The sequence below is a fragment of the Streptomyces sp. NPDC091416 genome, from assembly GCF_044756845.1.
In the GTDB taxonomy this organism is placed as follows: domain Bacteria; phylum Actinomycetota; class Actinomycetes; order Streptomycetales; family Streptomycetaceae; genus Streptomyces.
In genome coordinates this window covers 1-21848 of sequence record NZ_JBIVTU010000030.1, presented here as the reverse complement: position 1 = coordinate 21848, position 21848 = coordinate 1, and the positions used below count along the sequence as shown (strand labels likewise).

The 21848-nt window shown below is 67.9% G+C and carries 12 protein-coding genes and 2 pseudogenes; 9 read left to right on the top strand and 5 right to left on the bottom strand.

Translation table 11 applies throughout. The features are described 5' to 3' along the window. Window positions 1–168 precede the first annotated feature (168 nt). From ACIQMX_RS40960 to ACIQMX_RS40940, 5 genes are all read left to right on the top strand, one after another. A complete protein-coding gene (locus ACIQMX_RS40960; RefSeq protein WP_402486413.1) occupies window positions 169–420 on the top strand; it encodes a hypothetical protein in 252 nt (83 codons plus the stop codon). A gap of 151 nt (window positions 421–571) precedes the next feature. Continuing rightward, window positions 572–4249 carry an AAA family ATPase gene (locus ACIQMX_RS40955; protein ID WP_402486410.1) on the top strand — a complete coding sequence of 1226 codons (3678 nt, stop codon included), beginning with the start codon at window positions 572–574 and terminating at the stop codon, window positions 4247–4249. A 776-nt stretch (window positions 4250–5025) separates the two neighbouring features. Then, window positions 5026–5790, top strand: a complete 765-nt coding sequence (locus ACIQMX_RS40950) for a hypothetical protein (protein WP_402486406.1) — start codon at window positions 5026–5028, stop codon at window positions 5788–5790. 61 nt (window positions 5791–5851) lie between these two features. Beyond that, window positions 5852–6265, top strand: a complete 414-nt coding sequence (locus tag ACIQMX_RS40945) for a hypothetical protein (protein WP_402486403.1) — start codon at window positions 5852–5854, stop codon at window positions 6263–6265. A 139-nt stretch (window positions 6266–6404) separates the two neighbouring features. Then, window positions 6405–8804 (top strand): hypothetical protein, encoded by a 2400-nt coding sequence (locus ACIQMX_RS40940; RefSeq protein ID WP_402486400.1) that lies wholly within the window; start codon window positions 6405–6407, stop codon window positions 8802–8804. Window positions 8805–9156: 352 nt separating this feature from the next. Here the strand turns inward: ACIQMX_RS40940 and ACIQMX_RS40935 are convergent, their stop codons facing one another. Then, window positions 9157–9456, bottom strand: a complete 300-nt coding sequence (locus ACIQMX_RS40935; protein WP_402486398.1) for a hypothetical protein — start codon at window positions 9454–9456, stop codon at window positions 9157–9159. A 363-nt stretch (window positions 9457–9819) separates the two neighbouring features. Here ACIQMX_RS40935 and ACIQMX_RS40930 point away from each other — a divergent pair. Continuing rightward, window positions 9820–11442, top strand: a pseudogene (locus ACIQMX_RS40930) (Helicase associated domain protein); the annotation flags it as partial. A gap of 1644 nt (window positions 11443–13086) precedes the next feature. Here ACIQMX_RS40930 and ACIQMX_RS40925 read toward each other — a convergent pair. The 3 genes from ACIQMX_RS40925 to ACIQMX_RS40915 form a co-directional block, all read right to left on the bottom strand. Next, the gene (locus ACIQMX_RS40925) at window positions 13087–13701 is read right to left on the bottom strand and encodes a hypothetical protein (RefSeq protein WP_402486395.1); all 615 of its coding nucleotides are present in this window, start codon (window positions 13699–13701) and stop codon (window positions 13087–13089) included. A gap of 277 nt (window positions 13702–13978) precedes the next feature. Then, entirely contained in the window at window positions 13979–14167 is a 189-nt protein-coding gene (locus ACIQMX_RS40920; RefSeq protein WP_363078922.1) for a hypothetical protein, read from the bottom strand. A gap of 603 nt (window positions 14168–14770) precedes the next feature. Next, window positions 14771–15163, bottom strand: a complete 393-nt coding sequence (locus ACIQMX_RS40915) for a MerR family transcriptional regulator (RefSeq protein WP_363078921.1) — start codon at window positions 15161–15163, stop codon at window positions 14771–14773. Window positions 15164–15211: 48 nt separating this feature from the next. Here ACIQMX_RS40915 and ACIQMX_RS40910 point away from each other — a divergent pair, with 48 nt between their 5' ends. Then, complete coding sequence (locus ACIQMX_RS40910) at window positions 15212–16165, top strand: alpha/beta hydrolase (RefSeq protein ID WP_402486392.1); 954 nt, start codon at window positions 15212–15214, stop codon at window positions 16163–16165. A gap of 749 nt (window positions 16166–16914) precedes the next feature. On the opposite strand, the pseudogene ACIQMX_RS40905 reads toward ACIQMX_RS40910, so the two are convergent. Further along, window positions 16915–17529, bottom strand: a pseudogene (locus ACIQMX_RS40905) (DDE-type integrase/transposase/recombinase); the annotation flags it as partial. 163 nt (window positions 17530–17692) lie between these two features. Here ACIQMX_RS40905 and ACIQMX_RS40900 point away from each other — a divergent pair. Continuing rightward, on the top strand, window positions 17693–20110 hold the full coding sequence (locus tag ACIQMX_RS40900; protein ID WP_402486389.1) for a helix-turn-helix domain-containing protein: 2418 nt from the start codon (window positions 17693–17695) through the stop codon (window positions 20108–20110). Between the two features lie 153 nt (window positions 20111–20263). Continuing rightward, entirely contained in the window at window positions 20264–21220 is a 957-nt protein-coding gene (locus ACIQMX_RS40895; protein ID WP_402486386.1) for a helix-turn-helix domain-containing protein, read from the top strand. Window positions 21221–21848: the final 628 nt, after the last annotated feature.

The following is a 21848-nucleotide window of genomic DNA, read 5'->3' as shown; positions in this document are numbered from 1 at the left end:
GGACACATCGGGCCTGGCACGGCCTGAAGTCCTGCGGCAAGTCACATAGCTAGCCTGCGGTGATGGGGAACCTGGAAAATCATCAGGTCTGATCGTGGCGCCACTCAGCAGGCGAGGCGAGAAGCGGAGCGTCCCCTGCCCTGCCCCGGGAGCGGGCATGCTGACCCGATGACCATCCTTTTCGGCGACTTCGAGGACTTCGCCCACCTCAACCTGCACCTGCTGGCCGCGGCCGATGCCCACGAACGTGGTCAGATACGCATCGACCGCGCCCGCATCTCCGCCCGCACCCAGGGCACACTGCCGTGTCCAGGCTGGTGCCCCCGCCCGCATCCTGAGGTCACGTCCCGTCCGCGGGCGCCCCGGCGTGTCGGTCGGCCCAAGACCACACCGGACGTGGTTCCGGCCCGGGGCATCTAGGCTGAGCCTCGTCACAGGTGAGCGGGTGTTTGTGGGGGGGGGGGGGTGGGCTATGGCCTATGTGCAGCACTTATCGGTGAGGGTTCCGTGGCACGACACAGGGTGGACTGGCACCGTGTGCGCTGCTCCGGGGGCCAACCATGCGTGCGCGATGCTGGGCAATATCGCCAAGGACCGTGATATCGCGTACGAGGTTGCCCAGGCCGGCGAGCCCTGGAGTCGGCTGGGGCAGGCGTTGCCGCCGTGCGTGATCGAACGCGGCGGGTTCATGAGCCACACCGATCACACGGTGCGGCGGACCCACCCCTACCAGTGGTTCCTCAAGGATCTGCAGCCGGCGGACCTTGCGGTGCCGGCGTTCTCTGTTCAAGCCATCCCGTACTTCTGGCTGAACCGTTCCAACATGGAGGAAGTGGTACTCAAGGAGCATCCTGTCCCCGGGTACAGTCCGGATGCCGAGGAGCGGGTCGCCCAGGACCTCGGTCGTCAGTGGCGGCCGTCGTGGGTGATGCACGGCGACAACCAGCAGACGATCATGAGGACGTTCTTCCGTGATGTCGCTGCCGAAAAGTCGCTGATCTTCTTCTATCTCAAGCATTCACCGTTCGAGAACCAGTCCCGACGTCTCCTGGTCGGGGCGGCCTGCGTCACGGGGCTGGAACCGCCGCCTCCGTGGCCGGGTTCTGGTGCGGAAGGCAGTTCCTTCCCGAGCCACATGTGGGAGACGACGCTGCGCCACAGCCTGCGCCCTGACGGCAGCGGGGGCATTCTGCTGCCCGTCCAGGCCCTGGCGGGCACCGCTGAACGAGGAGTGGACGTCGCGTCCGCGCTGGCGCGTGCTCCCGAGGACGGACGTAACTTCTCCTACACCACCGAGCATGTCTCACCGGACGCAGCAGTCGCCTCCCTGATGGAGCTCCGCCGTGCGGCGCAGGCGCTGACAGAGCTGGGCGATCCATCCATCGGCATCCCGGAGATCTCGCTGAAGTGGCTGGACGATCAGCTGCACCACGCCTGGAGGCGCCGCGGCCCGGCTCCCGGGCTGCCGGCCGTCCTGGCTCAGCTTGGGTTCCGCCACCCCACGTTCGCAGCGCACGAGATCACGTCTGCCGTCGGAGAGAATGAGGATCCATGGCCGGTACTCGAAGCGCTGCTTGACGGCGATCCGGCTCCCTCCGAACTCGCCAGGCTGGTCACCAGCACGCGCCGGCAGGTCTGGCAGAACACTGAACCTCAAGAGCGGCAGGTCCTGCGGCTGCTGAGCCGATTCGATCTGGCTCCCCAGGCCGTTATGCGCGTCCTGGACACGTCGGTGGCGTTTCCCCTCCACGGCGACGACCTCCTGGCAAACCCGTACGACCTGGTGACCTGCACCGTCGATGACGCGGAGCCGATCGCGTTCGAGACGGTGGACCGCGGCTGCTTCCCCGACCTCCAGCTCACCGAGTACCACGCGCTGCCGGTCAGCGATCCGCTCGACGACGCTCACGACCCGCGGCGCGTCGATGCGGCGATGACCACCGTCCTGCTGCGCGCCCAGGCAGAGGGGCACACGCTCCTGCCGGCTGAGCAGATGACAGAGCATCTGGGCCGGCTGACGGTTGCCGTGCCACTGGCCACCGACTACACCCTCATCACCCGGCTCGGTCTGGATGCCGGCTCCTTGCACCCGTCCGACAGTCACGAGGAGCCCGAGCCCTGGAGTCAGCTGCGCCGCGCCGATCTCGCCAGCAGCGAGGCCGCCTACAAGCTCCACTCGGCCGCGGTGCGCCGTGACTTCATCCGCGACCGTCTCAACCAGCTCGTCCACGCCAAGCCGCACCCTGTGCCGGGTGACCTGACGGAAACCTTGGACGCCGCCCTGTCAGGCCTGCCAGGAACATCGGACCCTGCGGGCGAGGCCAGGGCCCGCAAGGAGAAGGCCACGGCCTTCCGCGAGATGTTCCAGCGGCGTGTGACTATCGTCAACGGGCCCGCCGGAACGGGCAAGACCACACTGATCCGTGCCCTGGCAGCACGGCCCGAAGTCACCCGGTCCCGGCTGCTCCTGCTCGCCCCCACGGGAAAGGCAAGGGTGCAGCTTCAGCAGAAGGTCGGTTACGACGCCCGCACTCTCGCGCAGTTCTTGCGGCTCATGCACCGCTACGACGACGAGCACGGGCGCTACTTCACGTTGGACGACGGCGACCGCATCACCGTGGGAACGGTGGTCGTCGACGAGGCCTCCATGCTCACCGAAGACATGCTCGCCGCGCTCCTCGACGCCGTGGAAATCACGGAACGGCTGATCCTGGTCGGCGACCCCCGCCAGCTCCCGCCCATCGGAGCCGGACGGCCCTTCGTCGACCTCGAACGCCACCGGCGACCGGACAGGATTGGCTGGCCGAGAATCGCACCCGGCTGGGCCGAGCTCACCGTGCTGCGCCGGCAGCAGGGCAACTCCCGCGACGACCTCCAGCTCGCCCGCTGGTACAGCGGGGACAAGCCTTCCGGGGACGCCGAGGAGGTATGGGAAAGACTGCGCGCGAAAGCTCCCATGCCCAGCCTCAAAGCCGTCTCGTGGAACGGCCGTACGCCCGCCCAGGTCCTGGCCGATGTCCTGCAAGAAGAGTTCGGTGTCACCGACGAACTGTCCTTCACGCACTCCTACGGAGCTGGCACCTGGACCGACACCAAGGGCAAGGACCGCCCCGACTTCTCACGGGCTCCGCAGTCCTGCGACCACTGGCAGGCCCTGTCCCCGACCCGAAGCCAGGCACACGGAACCGTGGAACTCAACCGGCATCTCAAGCAGACCTACCGCCGCCAGGCGCTGGCCGACGCCCTGGTCGTGAAGTTCCGCCGTGTCCCCCAGCCCCTTGGGCCGGAACAGATCGTCCTCGGCGACAAGGTCGTCAACACCCGCAATCAGTACCTGCCCGCCTACGATTCCTCGGCAAGGCGAGCCGAGGCGAGGAGCTACGTCGCCAACGGTGAACTCGGCGTGGTGACAGGGCAGCTGAAGTCCAAGAACATGAAGAACGCCCCCTGGCAGACGCAGGTCGAGTTCTCCTCCCAGCCCCGCCTGCGCTTCACCGCCTCCAAGCCACACCTGGACGATGACCCAGGCCTTGAGCTCGCCTGGGCACTGACCGTGCACAAGAGCCAGGGCAGCGAGTTCGGCACGGTCGTCCTGATCGTGCCTGCCCACGTCCAGAACCTCTCGCGTGAACTGCTCTACACCGCCCTGACCCGGCAGACCGACAGAGTGATCCTCTGCCACGAGGGCGCCCTGGACGACCTGCGGGAACTGGCCGGGCCGACGGCGTCCGACACCGCCCGCAGACTGACCGACCTCGTCCAGCTGCCCCGCCCCGTCCTAGTGCACGACCGCCAGGGCCGTCCGGTCGGCTGGTTCGACGCGGGCCTCATCCACATCACCCACTTCGGCCTGCCCGTGCGCAGCAAGAACGAGGTCATCATCGCCGACCTGCTGCACCGCCTCGCCCGCGGCCGTTTCGCCTACGAGCAGCCGCTGGTCGGCAAGGATGGCCGGACCAGGTTCCCCGACTTCACCATCACAACCGACGACCCCGCCCGACCCATCATCTGGGAGCACTTGGGCATGCTCAGTGATCCCGAGTATGCCTCGAAGTGGGAGGCCAAGAAGGCCTGTTACGCCGAGCAGGGCATCTTGGAGGGCGACGGCGGCCCGAACGGGCTGCTGTTGGTCACGGATGACCGCGACGGGGTGAAGGAACACGAGTGGGAAGCTGCGTTCCTTAAAGCCTTCGGCAATTCTGTCAGCATCAGGCCGCGTTCCACCGGCAGGCGACGCAAACCTCACTAGTCAGGTCAGCGCATATGTACCGGACTTGTGTGTGGGGAGGTCGGGCACGGCAAGTCTGGTGGTTCGGTCCCCGTCTGCAGGGCGGATTCAGTAGTTCAGGCAGGCTCCGCCCGACCAGACCGGGCAGGATGTCCCCGGGAGCCTCAGCGAGGAACCCGGCGGCCATTGGTGTGCTGCAGGGTATGGATGGGCGTGTCTGGGGCTTCTGGCCGCAGCGTATCGGGGGGGCGCCTCCATTCGGCCTGTGCCGGTTCTGTTTAGGTGCCGGCGGGGCTGGTTGCGCGTCGAGCGGTGGTTGGGCCGCTTGCCCTGCCCGGTGGGCGGGGCAGTGGTCTGTTTGTGCTGGCGGGGGCGGTTGTCGCGTCTGGGGCCGGCGTGCCTGACTGGGCTCGGCGGCCCCGGGCCCGCCTGACTGCTGCCGTGTGGATGGTCGACGTCGGAGGGCTCATGGGCGGATGGCGTGCGAGGGCAGCAGAGCAGGTGACATCGCTGTGTGGCGAGAGCCTCACAGGCTGCGGTGACGGTCACGGCGGAATGTCGTGGCAGCGCGCTGCATCCTATGTCTCGTCAGTCCCCCGGTCTCCCGTGCGTGTCCGAGACCGGCTCTATGCTGGCCGCGTCTTGACCAGATCAGGCTTCGTCCCAATCACTGCGACGGGGATGGAAGCGGAAACAGAGGTTCCGTGTCCAAGTCGTCTCCCGGCCCGCAGGCACAGCCCTTGGCAACGGCATCGGGGGAAGGGGCCATTGCGGCCGCAGGCAGTATCACCGCTGCTGTGACCGGCGATGGCAACGTCGTCGTGACTGGTGACGGAAACGTCGTTGTGACCGGCAACGGGAACGTCGTCAACTGCTACTTGATCTTCGACAGCGACAAGGACAGCGGACCAGGGCTGGCCGAAGTGGCGGCAGCGCCTCACCCGCTGGCCACCGCCAGGGGCAGAGTCTTCGTCCCTGTGCTTGTCGGCGTCGTGAACTGGGTTGGCCAGAATATCTCACTGCATCCCGGCCCCCGCCTGGTGCGTTCCTACGTCGAACACGCCCTGCGTCAGGTAGGCACCGACGGAGTGATCGCCTACGGTCAGGAGCTCGACAACGGCGTGACGTTGCTGTTTTTCACGGGCGCCGAGGATGTGCGCGCGCTCGGAGCGCTCCTCCTTCGCGAGCTGGATCAGCTGATGGCGACAGACTGGCAACGAGCCACACACAAGGAGGGCTATCTACTTCCGCAGGTGCGACTGGTGCTGCATGCCGGGTTCGGGGAGTTCGACGGCTCCAGCATCTCCAGCCCGTCACTTGTTCATGTGCTGCAGTCGCATTCCATGACCACGGCAATGAAGGACGCACACGCCGGGGACGCGGTCGGTGTGGTGGCACTGGTCACGCGTGCTGCCTTTGATGCCGAGGTCTACAGCCGGCATTGCGGCGGAGGCCAGCGCTGGATTTCGTTCACCCACACGGTGCACGGTGGTCCCAGTCTGGACTTCTGGTCCCGCAGCGCACTGGGCGTGGAACGCCGCGAGGCGCCTGCCGACATGTGATGCGGCTGGCTACAGGATTCCCAACTAGGTTGCTTGGCAGTGCAGATGAAAAGGAGCGGTGATGCTGGCGGGTTGGCGCAGGGGTGTGTTGTGGGCGGTGGCAGCGACTGCCGGCATGGTCGTTGTGGGTTTGACGCTGCTGCTGTGGCTGAAGGATCTCGGGACCGCGGGAACAGCGGCGAGTTTCGTCGCTGACACCGCTGCGATCATCATGGTCGTTCTGGCCGTGCGGGGGCTGTTGCTTCAGTCCGGTCAGCAGCAGAATCGCACTACGGCGTCGGGCCCGGGGGCTGTTGCGGCCGGTCATAGCATCGCCAGGGCCGTGACGGGCAACGGCAATCAAGTAGCTGGGCCGGCCCCGGCCGTTGCGCCGGGTGGTTCGGCGCCGAGTGGAGCGGTGGAGGCGTCGGGCGCGAAATCGGTCGCGGCGGGCGATTCGATCGGTGAGGCTGTGACAGGCGACAACAGCACGTGAGAGACAGCCGGAGCCCCGTCGGCTGGGCGAGTGCGGGGGGCGGTGTCAGCAGGTGAGGCCCTGGAGGAGCCGTTTCGGCATCGGGCGGGAGAAGGGGTCGTCCCGTAACACCCAGCCTGGTTCAGTTGAACCACGTGAGGTGTCGGCGTCGGGTGACGGGGCCGTCGCGGTGGGCGGGGATGCTGGCTTCATCCTGAACGGGCACAACAACACGGTGTTCATGGATCCGGTGTATGGGGGGCCGAGAACGCTGGATGACCTGGCTGGCGCGGGTCGGGCCCGCATGGTGCAGCGCTGGCATGCGGCCGGCGTTCCGCTCGATATGGCGTGCGCGTTCGCCGATTCCCCGCGGCTGGGATCCCTTCCCTCTGCAATGGTCACCTCGTCCGACAGCCGCGTAGTGGTCCTGGAGGGTGGCTTTGGCGCGGGTAAGTCGCTGGCGGCGGAGCGCCAGCATCAGCAGGACATCACTGCGGCCCGCGTCGATGCACGGGCCCCCATTCCTGTTCACCTCCACGCCAAACACATTCAGGGTGGTGTGGTCGACTCGGCAATCCGGGCAGCACGTCCCTTCGGTGATCCCGCAACACGTGGTGTCGCTCTGGTGGTGGACGGACTGGATGAGCCCGGCCCGATACGCGGCAAGGAGTTGCTGGATCAAGGTCTCAGCTGGGTCGCGTCGACAGCTGGGCAGTGCTGGCGCATCCTGTTCACGGCCCGTTCCGGCCTGGCGATGGACACGTCGGTTCGCCGAATCATGCCGGAACTGGAGGAGGATGAGACGGCGGCGCTGATCGACCGGCTCGGCGGGAACGGATCTGCCGTGGGCGGTCAGCCTGGCATGGTGCGCCATGTGTTGCGCCGGCCGCTGTTCGCCATCATCGCAGCTGGGCTGCAGCGCGATCGGAGTCCGTTGCCGAGCAGCCCGATGGCCTTCCTGCAGGCGCTGGTGACCCGGGCACTGCGCGATGTGGAGGAGGCGAAGGAGGAACGCGCCGAGCGGTTGCTTCAGCGGCTGGCCACGGAGTGTGTGAGCAGTGGCGGTCTGGCAGCTGCCGCTGACGTGGGCAGTCCTGGCGACGTACACGCGCTCCTGGGTACCCGGCTGGTGGTGCGTGTCGGCGAACGGCACCTGGCGTTCGCTCTCCCCGTGCTTGAGCAGTACTTCGCTGGACAGGCTCTGCTTGCTGGCGGAGTACCGGCCGAGGTGACAGAGAACGTGGAGCTGCTGGACCGCTGGCGCTACGGACTGGCCATGGCGGTCGCCTCGGCCGGCTGGGAGGCGGCACGAACGGTGCTTGAACCACTGCTGCGCACCCAGCCCGGCGTCGCAGCCTGGGCCGTCCACGAGGCTATCCCTCGCGCTGTGCCTGAGGGAGAAGGTGCGTGGCCGGATATGCCTGCCAGTCTGGTCAGCCAGCGCCTGCAGAGGACACTTGAGGCCTGGCGGCAAGGGCTCGGCCCGGCAGGTGACCGGATCTTCCTCTACACCGGATGGTCTGGTCCCGTCACGGTCGATGCCCGCCTGGAGGGCAACAAGCTGGCACTGCACGTCCTGCGTCGCCATGCCGAACACACTCCGGGACTCGCTATCCCAGTCGCCCATCGCTGGGCGGAGCCGCGTGGAAGACGCCCCCTGACGGCATCGGTCGGGCCGGTTGCGGCGGGTTATGCCGCCTGGCCGTGGCAGAAGACCCTGGGCATAGTCTCCTCCTACCTGCACACGCTGTGCGAGCGCAGAGACTTTGACCTGGCCGACTGCGACGCTTACGCCAAGGAGCGGCTGTGGTTGGCGAGCACAGGTCTGCTGAGATGTCCTCCCCGGCGCTTTACACCGCTACCTGCAGATGAAGCGCATCAGGCCTTGTACGAGAGCCTCCACGCCAGGGGAAGCCTGCCTGTCCGGTCGGGCTACGGTCACCTGTTCAGCGCCCGGCAGGCGGAGTTGCTTCGGATTGACGAGCAACTCGGCAGTGGTCGATGGGCTGACGCCAGCGGCATGCTTCACCACCCCTACGCTGTGCCCGACCAGGAACACTGTTCCCACGTGCACTGGGTCTGGGACACCTATAGCCCCTCACGGCTCAGACTGCGCACCGAGCAGGTCCTCACCGCTGCCGTTGAGATTTACACCGCGCTCGTCGACACCTGGTTCCCCCATCTCAAGCAGGTTCTCGGCCTGGCCAGCGCCTGCCCCGCCACGTTGGAAGCCGACCTGTACATAGCCCCGCCCCGGGACAGTGACTCCTATGTACCGCCCCTCATGCGGCTCTCCCTCCGCCCCTCGACGGGCAACTCGGTCAGCGTCCGTCTCGTGCCGTCAGAGGATGGCCTCTACGCTCCGCTTCGGTCTCTCCCGCCCGGGAATGAGCCGGCGAGGTCCCCGTGGGCGCGCCCGAGTACGCCGGTCGTCAGCGAACCCGAAGTCTTCGACGACGCTCCCGCGATCGACTATGCCTACACCTGGCTCCACGAAGACCTGCACCGCCTCCACCTCACCGAGCAAGGACCACGACGAACGAACTCGGGCCTGCCATAGCGCTCTTACGCGCTCCGGCCCAGCACGGCTGTCTGTTACAAAGCCCAGTTCACGAGCAGCGGCCAGGTCCTCGTACGCCGTGGTCCGTCCGACATGCATGCCGGGGCAGACCGTCTCCATCACCTGACGCGTGGAGAGTTCGGCTGGCGCATCCCAGATAATGTGCGCGGTCTTCTCGATACGGGGCAGGTAGGTCTTCCACCACCGTGGCCCCGTACGGCGCCGGAGCTCTTTCACGAGGGCGACCTGCGAATCGGGCATGACATCGCGGAGCTTCCTGACAAGGGGTGGCCCCCATCCGTCGTCTCTCCACTCCCAGCCTCTTTGGTGCTCCTGAAGAGACCGTAGGGAATCATGGACGGAGCGAGCGGCAGGGCGAGCTTGCGAGCAGAAGCAGAATCCTGTCCTTCTCCTGGTCCGAAGACACGCCGCCGACCGTGGTGGCGTTCTCTTGCTCGACGAACCCTCCGCGGTCGACCTCGAGAGCGACGCACATGTCCACGCTGGTGGCGGTGCAGCTCAGCCGGATACGGAAGCGGGGCGGGAAGAGATGACCGGCCACCTGTACCGGACGGTACTCGAACCAATCCTGGTCTCCGTCGTGAAGACTGGAAGGCTCGACGATCAGATCTTCCGTCCAATACCGGGTCACTCGGCTCCTCCACCACAAGTCCTGCGGAGCTCACCAATCAGCAGCAGACCGAGAGTTGTTGTCCCGACGAACGCCACAGCGGCATCCCGTACGGCCTGCGTGACCGGCTCGGAGTCGACCTGGGCAAGGATCACGGCTGCGGCAGCCGCGAGTAGCCCGACCAAGACAGCCACCAGTACGCGGTAGTGAGTGGATTGCACGGATCCACTCTCGCGGCATCGATCCGGGCAGTCCAGCGTTCCTCGGTCCGCCGAACACGAGACTAAAGAGCGGACAACCTCTGACCTGCGCAAACTCCACCGATGCCGTTGGAGTCGGCATGAAAATGACACGGCCATTCGTCACTAGTGTCAGCACTAGTCTGTCACGGCCCGTCAGTGGCATCTAGCAGGTCATTACGGCTACGCCGCTGACATCGAAATGACGACTCTCTACTGCCACTCCCCTGCAGACCATCAGTCCGAACGCCGGGAAGTGCTCAGGCAGTTCGCCAACGGCACCGACGCGGCCGGGCACCGGGTGCACCGGGCGTTCCTCGCCAGCTGCCGCGTCCTCGGCGAAGGCGTGGACATCACCGGCGAGCGGGGCGTCGAGGCGGTCTGCTTCGCGGACACCCGCGGCTCGCAGGTCGAGATCGTGCAGAACATCGGCCGGGCGCTCAGGCTGAACCGCGACGGCAGCACGAAGGTCGCGCGGATCATCGTGCCGGTGTTCCTGGAGCCCGGCGAGGACCCGACCGACATGGTCGCCTCCGCCGGCTTCCGCCCGCTCGTGGCGGTCCTCCAAGGACTCCGCTCGCATGATGAACGACTCGTCGAACAACTCGCCTCCCGCGCCCTCACCAGCGGCAAGCGCAAGGTCCACGTGCAACGGGACGAAGACGGGCAGATCGTCAGGGCCAGCCGCGAAGGCAAGGACCAGGAGCACGACGACACCCAGGCCGCCGCCGAAACCACCCTCCTCCACTTCTCCAGCCCACGCGACCCGGCAACCATCGCAGCCTTCCTCCGCACCCGGGTATACCGGCCCGAGTCGCTGGTGTGGCTGGAGGGCTACCAGGCCCTGCTCCGGTGGCGGAAGGAGAACGAAATCACCGGCCTTTACGCCGTGCCCTACGACGTCGAAGTCGAAGTGGGGGTCACGAAGGCGTTTCCGCTTGGCCGATGGGTCCATCAGCAGCGGAAGGCACTGCGGGCGGGTGAGCTGAAGGAGCGGCGCAAGACCCTGCTGGACGCGCCGGAGGCCGGGATGGTCTGGGAGCCGGGCGAGGAAGCGTGGGAGGGCAAGCTCGCCGCGCTGCGGTCGTTCCGGCGGGCGACCGGGCACCTCGCGCCGCGCCAGGACGCGGTGTGGGGGGAGGGTGAGGCGATGGTGCCGGTCGGCCAGCACATGGCGAACCTCCGCCGGAAGGGAGGCCTCGGGAAGGACATGGAGCGGGCCGCCGTACGCGCGCAGCAGCTGGCCGCGGTCGACGAGGACTGGAACTGCCCGTGGCCGCTCGACTGGCAGCGCCACTACCGCGTCCTCGCGGACCTGGTCCACGAGGACGGCGTCCTGCCGGCCATCGAACCCGGGGTGCTGTTCGAGGGCGATGACATCGGGCGGTGGCTGGAGCGGCAGAAGAACCCGGGCACCTGGGCGCAGCTGTCGACCGAGCAGCGCGAGCGGCTGTCGAAGCTGGGCGTACAACCCGACCAGGCCACGTCTCCCGCCCCGGCAGCCGCTCATACAACGACAGGACCGAGCAAGGCGCAGGTGGCGTTTCAGCGGGGACTTGCGGCCCTCGCGCAGTGGGTGGAACGGGAAGGCGACCGGCCCGTGCCCCGGAAGGTGGTGGAGATGCTGCCCGACGGAACCGAGACCAAGCTCGGCATCTGGTATAGCAACACGAAATCGAGGAGAGACAAACTCACCGTGGAACAACTGGACGCGCTGCGAGAGCTGGGTGTCGATTGGCTGGGAGCGGTGCCGGCGACGGGTCGTTGAACCGGTCGGGTATCCCAGAACAGTGAGAGACCCGGGCCGCAGGTGGGGTCGGGGTCTCTCTGTCTCGCCATGCGGGCGAGGGCCGCTTTCTCACTGTGCGGGTCAACGCCGTTCGATGGTCTGTCCCCTGGTGGCCGCCCTCTTTGCGCGGGCTTGGCTTCGTTCCTCAGCCCCCTCCTGCCGGAGGCCGGGCCTGTGGGTCGGAGGGCCGCCTGGTGGCCGGGTAGCCGGGTACGGCTGCTCTGCGGGCCGAGCTGGAGCACCTGCGGCATGCGCACGGCCCTGGCCGTGGCTGAGGCGCAGCGCCTGAGGGAGCAGTTGGCGGCATGGGGAGAGGACATCGCGGACTGGGGCAGACCAGGGTCAGGGGGATACCGGTGAGGGCCTGTAGCTGCAGCAGGCGCATCGCGCGACGGATGGTGAGGTGGTGGGCGCGCGGGACGGTCGGCCGGGTCACGGGCAGGGCGGTCATCCAGGCGGCAGCGGCTTCCCGGGCAGGCTGACGGCTGCCAGGAAAGCGGCTTGGAGGCAGGGGCGGTTTGCCCAGGGCGGCGAGAAGGTCGTGGGCAAGGCCAGGTTCGCTGGTGGTTCCCGGGCCGGGGTGCGGAGTGATCCGACCGGACGGCAGGTGGTGGGCGGCAGGGCAGTATGCGTGTGGATCGCGTCGTGATGGCCGTCGATGGCCACGGTGACTGGCGGTGACGCGGCAAGGAACATGGCGGTGTGGTGGTCAGGCGAGGCGGCTGATGGCCCAGCGCAGCAGCTCCTGGTCGACGCGGGGGCGGCCGGTGCGTGCCAGGCGGGGCGGGCGTGGGCGGTCAGCTGGGCCCAGGCGCGGAAGTTGCCGTGCGCGGCATGCTGGTCGGCGAAGGCGATGTCCTCGCCGCTTGCTGGCGATGGTGCGTAGCAGGGTGGAATGCAGAGCTTCGATGGTGGCCGGACGCCCGGCGGAAGCTGCATCGACCATGACCGTATGTATGGTCAGCGCCGCGAAAGTACCCAGCAGCCGTTCCCCGGCGAGCACGTCCAGGTCGTGCTCGCGTGGAAGTCCGCATGCTGACGATCACGCCGCCATGGCTCCTGATCGACGAGTGTCAGTAGACACCGGCTCAGGGCGCGGCACTCCCGCCAGACGGTGTTGTCCGCACTGTTCGTCACTGCTGAGCGCCTCCCGACAAGCTGCGCCCGCCGCCACCGCGAATGGGCGCAGGTCAGGTTCGCATCGTCATGCTTGCGCGCAGGGCACGTACAGCACTGCGCTGTACGCGGTGTCGGAGGTGATCGCAGCAGATGATGCAGGGCCGGCGTCTGCCGACAACGCTGCCTCCGGCGGGCCGGGGTTCGGCGGCGGTGCAGGCTGCGTAGTCGGGATGGAAAGCGCGAGTATGGCGGCACCAATGAGCGCTGCACCGGCCCCTGACCGTAATCGCACGAGCGTTTCCTTTAACTCTGCGTGCTCTGACGCTGTGCTTGCCCGAACACGGAGCAATGAGACTCGGACGGTACGGGCGGAACGCATGCCGCAGCAGGCATGTTTCGGTCACCCGAAGAAGAAGGCTTTGCTTGCCGGTTCGGGGGGTCAGATACGGTCCATCCGTCGGCTGGCAGCCCGGTCCGGTTGCCTTACCTGCGGAAGCGTGAGAGTCAGGTTCCGCCGGCCTTCTGCTCGGGCACGGCCTGGTCCTGCTCCTCCTGCCGGTGACTCACACCCCAGGTCTGCTCCAGGTCCGACTCGAACCGCCGGTCGCAGTCCTCGCACAGAGACGGGCGCTTCGCTGGGGAGCGGCTCCAGCCGAGGCGTGCGGTCGCCTTCCATCGTTCGTCGGCGAACGCGGCACCGCATTCGGTGCAGACGGGGCGCTGGGGGGCCCGGGAGTCGTTCGGCTCTGCTTCGCCGCGTACCGGCTCCTGGCGCTCCTGGGTGTCAGCCGCTGGGCTGATGGCGGCGCTGGCCTTCTGCTTGCAGTCGTCGCACAGGTCCGGGTGGGAATCCTTCAAGCCTCCCCAGTTCCTCGCCTGTGCCGCCTCCCAACGTTCGTCGGTGAACTTCGCACCGCAGCCGGTGCAGATGGGGCGGCGGGCCTCCCGGGCGGCCTTGTTCGCCGCCTGCTTCTCGGCTGCCCGCCGCCCCTTTGCCTGGTGCGTCTCCTGGTGGGCCCTGGTCTCTTCCCGGGAGCGTGCTTCGGCCGCCTCGCGGCGGGGGTTGCCTATCTCCTCCCGCAGGGACTGCATGCGGTCGCGGCCGAAGCGGATGAACACCGGTCCGTCCGGATCGTGCTCGGTCAGGTTCTCCTGGCCGGTTGCGATGATCGGGATCTTCTCGTCGTCGACGTGGTAGCCGTCGTGCCCCTGCCCCTGCCCCTGCCGCAGGTGGAGGTGAGCTCGCTCAGTTTCGAGATGGTGATGTTGGGGTTGCGCTTACCGAGCTTGTTGAACACCAGCAGGACCGGCGGGTGCGTACTGTCACCGGACCAGGTGGCCGGAGAGTTCCAGCGGGTGCGCCCGGACATCGGACGCTCACGGCCGTCGGTGTCCTTCACCTTCCGCCGGAAGAACCGGGCGTACTTCTCTCCAGCTTGTCGGCAAGCTCCTCCGGCGTCTCGTGGCAGTTGTCGACCTCGATGAACAACAGCGGCACCCCGTCCTGCAGTGCGGTGAGAACCTGGTCGGCCTGGGCGCCGCCCTTGCTTGGAGGGGCGGGCAGTTCGTCGGCGAGCCGGGTCATGTTCGGCTTCGGGCGCAGGCAGTGCGATGGCGGTCTCGTTAACGGGCATCGGGTGGGAGGCCCCGCTGGAACCCGCGCCGCGCGCGGTGGAGCCCATCTCCCCCGGCCTGGAGGCCGCGCCGCATCTGGAAGGAGGCGGTCTCCAGGCCCTTGATGTTCAGGTTCCGCAGGGAGCACCGCTCCCGGTGGAGCCGCCGTTCTCTGACAGGCCGTGCTGGCGCATGTCTGAGAGGGCGGCTGTGTGCGAGGCGGTGCGGGCCTTTTTCCGCTTCGACGGCGGTTTCTTGCCGGCGTGCCGGAAGGTCAGGTGCGGTGCGCCGATCCGCTTGTGGAACGTCACGTATTTCCCCGCCAGAGGCGTCAACTTCGCCGCCCGCACGTTCGAACGCCACGTCTCAGGTGTCGGGGCCCATGGCGTGGGAGGCGGCATGCGACTGTCGTGGGGTTCCCTGGTCCCGGCCCCGGAGTCCCACCTTGGGCACCGGGGATCAAGCTTTCTGACATCCGGTCGCGGCGGGTGTCGCGTGTTTGGCCCCAGAGCCCAGGAGGATGGCTGCGAGCAGGCCTTGCGCGATCCACCGTGCGATGGTCGTGGAGTTGGTGTCAGCTGGCCGGATCGTCGGAGATGGCCTGCTTGAAGCCGGGGCATTCGACAAGGGGGGATCGGGTGCAGACGACGGCGTGGCGCAGACTGTCACGCATGCGGGTGAGCCGGTCGATCTCAGCGTCCAAGTGCTCAGCTTTGGCCTCCAGGTGGACGCGCAGTTCGGTGTCGTCGGGGGTTGCGGTCACGAACCGGGCGATCTCGGCGAGGGTGAAACCCGAGGCACGGGCACACGTGACCAGGGACAGGCGGGCCAGCACATCGGAGCGGAAGGTGCGGCGCAGTCCGTTGCGGCCTTCGGAGGCGATGAGGCCCCGCCGTTCGTAGTAACGCAGCGCCGACGGCGCCAGTCCGGACCGCTCAGCCACCTCGGCGATATCGAGCAGGCTCATGAAACCGCTCCTTGACTTGAACTTCGCTTCAAGTCGGAGCATAAACCCATGACTGACACGACAGCACCACTCGGCTTCCCGCACCCGCAGGTCCAGGCCTACCTGGACCGCCTGGCCGCCGCGAACGTCGGCGAGCTGCACACCTTCACCCCTGAGCAGGCGCGACAGGGCTGGCGTCGGCAGATCGCCCTCCTGGGCGAGCCGGAACCCATTGCGGCGGTCGAGGACCGGCGGATCGTCACCAAGACCGGGCCGATCCCGGTGCGTATCTACACCCCCATCGGCACCGGGCCCTTCCCTGTGCTGGTGTACTTCCACGGCGGCGGTTTCGTCGTGGGCGACCTGGACACCCATGACGGGCTGTGCCGCAGCCTGGCCAACGGTGCGACCTGTGTCGTGGTCTCGGTGCAATACCCGCTGGCTCCCGAGCACAAGTTCCCCGCCGCACCCGAGGCCTGCCTCGCCGCCACGGTCTGGGTCGCCGAGCACGCGGGCGGCATCGGAGGAGACCCTGCGCGGATCGCGGTCGGCGGCGACAGCGCGGGCGGGAACCTGGCGGCTGTCGTCGCGCGGCTCGCACGCGACCTCGGCGGACCGGCACTGGTCTTCCAGCTGCTGATCTATCCGGACGTCGACTTCCGCAGGACCAACCACAGCATCCAGGCCTTCGCAGGGAGATTCGGCAACGTCAGCCGCGCCGCCCAGCACTGGTTCATGGACAACTACCTCACCAGCGAACAGGACAAGCTGGACCCCCGCGTCTCCCCGCTGCTGGCGTCCGACCTGACCGGTCTGCCGCCGGCGCTGATCGTCACCGCCGAGTTCGACGCGCTGCGCGACGAGGGCGAGGAGTACGGGCAGCGTCTGGAGAAGGCGGGCGTCCCGGTGACGGTGTCCCGGTATCCGGGGATGATCCACGAGTTCGTCCGCCACCCGTTCGACGACAGCGGAAAAGCCCGGCGTGAGGCGGCCCTCGCGCTAGCGACGGTTTTCACCCGGTGACGGCAGGAGGTGCCGGAACCCTCTGATCCGCTGCTCGAGGCGCCCGGCCTCTGCACGGGAAGCGCGGCGATGAGCTCCTGCCGGGGCGAACCAGCCCTGATCAGCTGAGCCGACCGGAGCAAACCCACATGCGAATCACCAGCCGCAGGAGAAGCCAGCCTCATTCGAACATGGGCGGGGAAGTTGACGCCGCTGATGGGGAATTGCATGACCGTCGACACCACTGGATCTGATCAGCCGTCGCCCCCTTCAGCGCCCCGAGCACGCGCAGCACGTCGCCGCGGTAGCTGTTCGTCGACCCCGCCGGGCTGGTCTTCCGCCTCCCCGCCATCAGCTCTGCTCCCTCGTTGCCCGCAACCGGGCGCCGGCTCGCCGCCGACCGCGCCCGGCCCGGGAAGGCTTCCGGATCCCCCGGAACCCGATGGCCTCCTCCACTGCAGACACATGGAGGAGAGAAGAGGGTTGTGACCGTTCGAAATTCGCGCCGCTTCACGTGTTGACCAGGAGTTACCACTCCCGTGGGTGCCAGGCACCAAAGGGGGCTCCCAAGGGCCCTCCGCAGGAACCTGCCACGGCCTGCCCGCCACGGGCCGGCCCTCCGTCCCCGTCGGCCCGCTGGCCGACGGGGACGGTCCGTGAGTGGGTGATCGCCATCATCCGTCTCCCTCGCTTCCCCGGGCTGGGGGCGGTGATCCGAAGGAGCAGCGTGCGGGAGCCCTCCTTGTCCGCGGTCTGAGGGCGGCCGGGGGAACTTGCCCTTCGACGCGTCCCTTGCCGGTGGGCCGGTAGGCGGCCAGGACGTCGATGCCGAAGTCGCAGTGGCCGGCGAAGCCGACCGCTTCCGGGTGCAGCGGGACCGCCTCGCCCGGAGCGACGTGGCGGCGGACGGCGGTCTTGGTCCGGTCGTAGACGATCGTCATCGGGACGCCGCCGAAGTGGGCGAAGGCCCGGCGGCGGCAGTCGAAGAACGTCTGGAGGTCCTGGCTGGTGATGAAGCAGCAGAACGGGTCGCGAGAGTAAGAAAGAGTCATGTGGAACGAGTAGACCTTCGGGACGCCCATGCGGGCGAGGATTTTGCCCTCGTCGCCCCAGTCCGCCTGGGCCTGGGCGCCTGGGATGACCTCGAAGCGGCGGTGCATGCCCACCAGTTCCTTCGGCGTGATGCCGAGTTCCTCGGCGATCCGGGGCCGGGCTTCCTGGACGTAGAGCTTGGTCCGCCGGTAATTGCCGGTGAACCCGTACTGCCCGGTCAGTCGCTCGTGGGTCACTGCGGCCTTCATCTGGATCTCGGCGCGGAGCATCGAGTCGACCAGCGGCGCGAACTCGTCGATCACCCTCGCCTTCGATTGCCCGTTCGGCGACCGCGACCGCGATTGCGGCGTCGGCTTCGGCTTCGGCTTCGGCTTCGGCTTCGGCTTCGGCTTCGGCTTCGGCTTCGGCCGACCGTATGTGCGCAAGCACCGGATCCGACGAGGACGTTCTGGAGAAAAAAGGGCGGATTACCGAATGTCCGAGTCGTCTAGTTGAATGAGTGACGACATATGGCTCACCGTGGTTGCTGCGATGCCGCAACGCTTCGCGTGTGCGGAGGGGATGACCATGCACCAGGCCGTTCAGGAAGCGGGCATCACGCCCTTCGGACGGTTGCTGCGACGCCTGCGGCTCGACCGCGGGCTCACGATGGAGGAGCTGGCGGAGGCCTCGGGCGTGTCGATGCGGGCGATCGGCGACATGGAGCGGGGGCGCAGTGCGCGTCCCCGGCGGGGAACCGTCACCGCACTGGCGCAGGGCATGCGGCTGGAGGGGACCGCGTACGACGGGCTGATGGCCGTGGCCCGTGCGGCACGGCCGGCCGGCCCGGGTGCCGCGCCCGTACGCGTGTCGCCCTGCATGCTGCCCAGGGGCGTCCCGGACTTCGTGGGACGGGAGGCGGAACTGTCGGTTCTGCGTGAACTCGCCCGGCGAGCGGCCACGGACGACCGGCCCGGCACGGGTGCGCAACGCCTCCCGACGCTTCCGGTGGCGGTCGTGTCGGGTGTGCCGGGGAGCGGGAAGACGACGCTCGCGGTCCGGCTCGCCGAGGAATGCGCCTCCTCGCTCCCCGACGGCGCGTTCTTCGTGGACATGCGGGGTCTGGACGAGCGCCCGCTGACCGCCGACGAGGCCGCGATGCGGCTGCTCTCGGCGTGGGGGGCCGGGGACTCCGGCGGCGCGCACCACAGCGCGGAGGAGCGGACAGCGCTCTACCACGCGACGGCGGCAGATCTCCGCGCGGTGGTGGTGCTGGACAACGCGCGGGACGAGGCGCAGATCAGGCCGTTGCTGCCGGCCCGGGGCCGGGTGCTCGTGGTGGTCACCAGCCGGCGCTCCCTGGCCGGGCTGACCGGGGTGCGGCGGCTGGAGCTGGGCTCGCTGTCCGAGCGGGAGTCGACGGCTCTGCTGCGGGCCGTGGTGGACGACGGGCGGGTGGAGGAGGACCCCGCGGCAGCCGGTTCGGTGACCGAGCTGTGCGGACACCTGCCCCTGGCCGTGCGGGTGGCCGCCAACTGGGCCGCCACCCGCTCGAACTGGAGTCTGCAGCGGCTCGCGGCACGACTCGCGGACGAGGACCGCCGGATTGACGCCCTCAGCGCCGGGGACCTGCGGGTCAACTCCGCGTTCTCACTGTCGTACTCACGCCTCTCCCCCGAGACCGCGCGGATGTTCCGCCTCCTGTCGCTCGTCCCCGGCGGCGACTTCAGCACCCCCCTGGCCGCCGTCGTCACCGGAACGGAACTCCTCGACGCCGAGGACCTCCTGGAGGAACTCCTCGAAGCGGGACTCCTCATGACCTCCCGCGGCGACCGCTACCGCTTCCACGACCTGCTCCGCCTCTACGCACGCTCCCGGCACCGCGAAACCGACCACCAGGAACACTCGGCCCAGGCATCGGCCGGTCTGCGGACCTGGCTGCTCGAAACGGCCCTCGCGGCGGGCCAGATGTTCGGCACGGGCGACAGCGCACCGGCCTCCTCACGCCTGAGGCACATCGAGCTGACCGGCCGGGACGAAGCTCTGGCCTGGCTGAAGACAGAAGGCGACAACTGGCTCGGCGCGTACCGCCAGGCAGCCGGGCTCGGCGAGCACCGTGCCGTCATGGCGACCGCGCAGGCCGTGGAGGAGGCGGTCGGAAGCTGGATCTCGTGGGGCCACTGGGCGGAGATCTTCGAGCTGGCCGCCCGGTCATCGGCCATGTCCGGTGACCGGGTGTCGGAGGCCGCGTCCCGAAGCACCCTCTCCTGGGTCCTCTGGCAGTGCGACCGCCGCCATCAGGCCGCGGTCGCAACCGCGGCCCGCGCACTTGCCCTGGCCGACGAAGCCGGCGACCTCGTCCAGCAGGCAAGGGCTCATCTGTACCTCGGCTGGCTCCACGACGCGGTCGATGACGCGGCACCCGCCGCCGACAGCATCCTTCTGGCGATGAACCTCTTCCACGAGGCCGGCGAGTTGTACAGGTACCTGCAGGCCGCAAACATGAACATCACGGTCCTGCGCAAGATGGGGCGGACGCAGGAGGCGGTAAAGACCCATCACATGGTCATGCACGCCCTCGCCGATCCCGCCCACCACGACCGGCTGCCGCCCAACATCATGACCGGCGTGATCTCCGTCTACCACGTGTCGTACGTATACCTGAACGAAGGACGGTGGGAAGAGGCGGCCCAGGCCCTGAGCTCGATCCGCGGGGAGCAGGAGGCCCGCGGCTATCTCCGGGCCGCGGCGAAGGTGTACCTCTACCTCGGCCAGGCCCTCGCCCACCTCGGACGGAACGACGAGGCGGAGGCTTCCTACCGCGCCGTGCTCGACCTCGGCGTCCTCCCGCTCCCCGAACTGCTGGAGGAGACACAGGCAAGCCTCGACGCCCTGGCCGCCGGGACCTTGCCGACACGCACAGCATTCGAATAGCGGCACGCTCGATGGGCACTTCCAAACTGCTCACGCTACTGCCTGGGACACAGGGCGATCCCCTGTTTGGCTGACCGGGACGGAAGAACCGCAGGGCCCGAGCGCCCCTGCTCCTTCCGGCTCCATGATGTTCGAAGCAAGAAGGAGTGCCGGGTGTCCCCGATCCCGTCAACGGACGCAGTCCGTGAAAACACACAGCTCAGCCACTGGCAGGAAAGGCTGCGCACGGTCCTGGGCTCCGTTCGGGTCACCACGACGAACGGCGAGTCGCCCGGCGGGAAGATCACCACCACCCGGCTGAGCCACATCGACGTCTCCCGGATCGAATCGGACGCACAGCGCGTGACCCGCACCGCGTACGACCCGCGCCGCGGTCAGACCCCCCGCATAATCCTCGTCCTGCTCAGACAGGGCACCGCAACCCTCATCCAGGACCACAGTCGCGTCATCGCCGAGGAAGGCGACCTACTGGCGTGGGACGAGACCAGGCCGTACTCGCTCCACTGCGGCGGCCCCTTCACCGCCCTCGCACTGCGGATGTCGCGCTCACGGCTCGGATTGCCCGACGAAACACCCCGGAACACCGGGCTGTCCGCCTTCACCTCGTCGGCCGGCAGCGCAAAACTGCTCTCCTCCATAATCTCCACGCTCGCCACCTCACCAGCCTCGTACGACCCCGTAGTAGCCGGCCGCCTCGCGGACACCGTCGTCGATCTTCTGTCCGTACTACTCCTGGAACGGTCCCGGCCCGGAGACAGCCCGACAGGCAAACAAGCCGCGCTCATCCGCCGGGTACGCGAACACATCGACCAGCGATTGGAGGATCCCGCCCTGTCACCACGGACCATCGCGCACGATCACCACATCTCCGTACGGTACCTACACCGCCTCTTCCAGTCCGAAGACACCACAATCAGGCGACTGATCCAACAACGCAGAATCGAACAGAGCGCCCGCGAGCTAACACGACACGAACTCCGCACACTACCGATCGCAACCATCGCCCTACGATGGGGCTTCGCCAACCCAGCCCACTTCAGCCGGGCATTCCGCCAACGCTACGGATACACACCCATGCAATGGCGCAAAAACGAACCAGGCCGTAAATAAACCCTGAACCCAGCTCCGCCGAAACACAGATCAGCGATCCGCCATTCCCACACAGTGATCCCGTCCTCCACCTCACCCGCCGGTCCACACACGCAGGCAACCACAAAAGCGACAACGGCCACCTCCCCACCCGCACGAACGGACGCGAAAGAGCAAGCCGTCGCAGACTCGTCCCCACCACCACCCCAGCCCTCGGACGCCACTCAGACCGCGATGAGGACGACGACCGAACACAGGTAGACAAACAACGGACCCAGGACGCGCACCAGCACCCGTCAGTGACGGGCGGAACCACCCGTCACCCCGATCAGAACCAGGCCCCGGTCAGAACGCCGGGGTCCCAGTCAGAACTTCGGGGTAGAACAACTTGAAGAGGCCTCTGCCGAACGCCATGAAAACAGGACGACAACGATCAGGCCGTCGGCGGACATCACCACCCCCATAGCGGCCGCCAAGCCCGGAACGGGAAGCCGCCAAGCCCGGAACAGGACCGGGAAGCCACCAGGCCCGGTACAGGACGGGACGGGAAACCACTAGCTTGATCTTTAACCTGTGCGGCGTGGACGTGGAGTCGTTGACTTCTTCGTTCGTCGCTTGGCGGAGCCTGGTTTGCCGACTGTGTGCACGT

Excerpts from the sequence above, each read along its gene's own strand:
- ACIQMX_RS40960 (WP_402486413.1), top strand. The coding sequence starts at position 169 with ATGACCATCCTTTTCGGCGACTTCGAGGACTTCGCCCACCTCAACCTG.
- ACIQMX_RS40955 (WP_402486410.1), top strand. The coding sequence starts at position 572 with ATGCTGGGCAATATCGCCAAGGACCGTGATATCGCGTACGAGGTTGCC.
- ACIQMX_RS40945 (WP_402486403.1), top strand. The coding sequence starts at position 5,852 with ATGCTGGCGGGTTGGCGCAGGGGTGTGTTGTGGGCGGTGGCAGCGACT.
- ACIQMX_RS40920 (WP_363078922.1), bottom strand. The coding sequence starts at position 14,167 with ATGACCCGGCTCGCCGACGAACTGCCCGCCCCTCCAAGCAAGGGCGGC.
- ACIQMX_RS40915 (WP_363078921.1), bottom strand. The coding sequence starts at position 15,163 with ATGAGCCTGCTCGATATCGCCGAGGTGGCTGAGCGGTCCGGACTGGCG.
- ACIQMX_RS40910 (WP_402486392.1), top strand. The coding sequence starts at position 15,212 with ATGACTGACACGACAGCACCACTCGGCTTCCCGCACCCGCAGGTCCAG.
- ACIQMX_RS40900 (WP_402486389.1), top strand. The coding sequence starts at position 17,693 with ATGAGTGACGACATATGGCTCACCGTGGTTGCTGCGATGCCGCAACGC.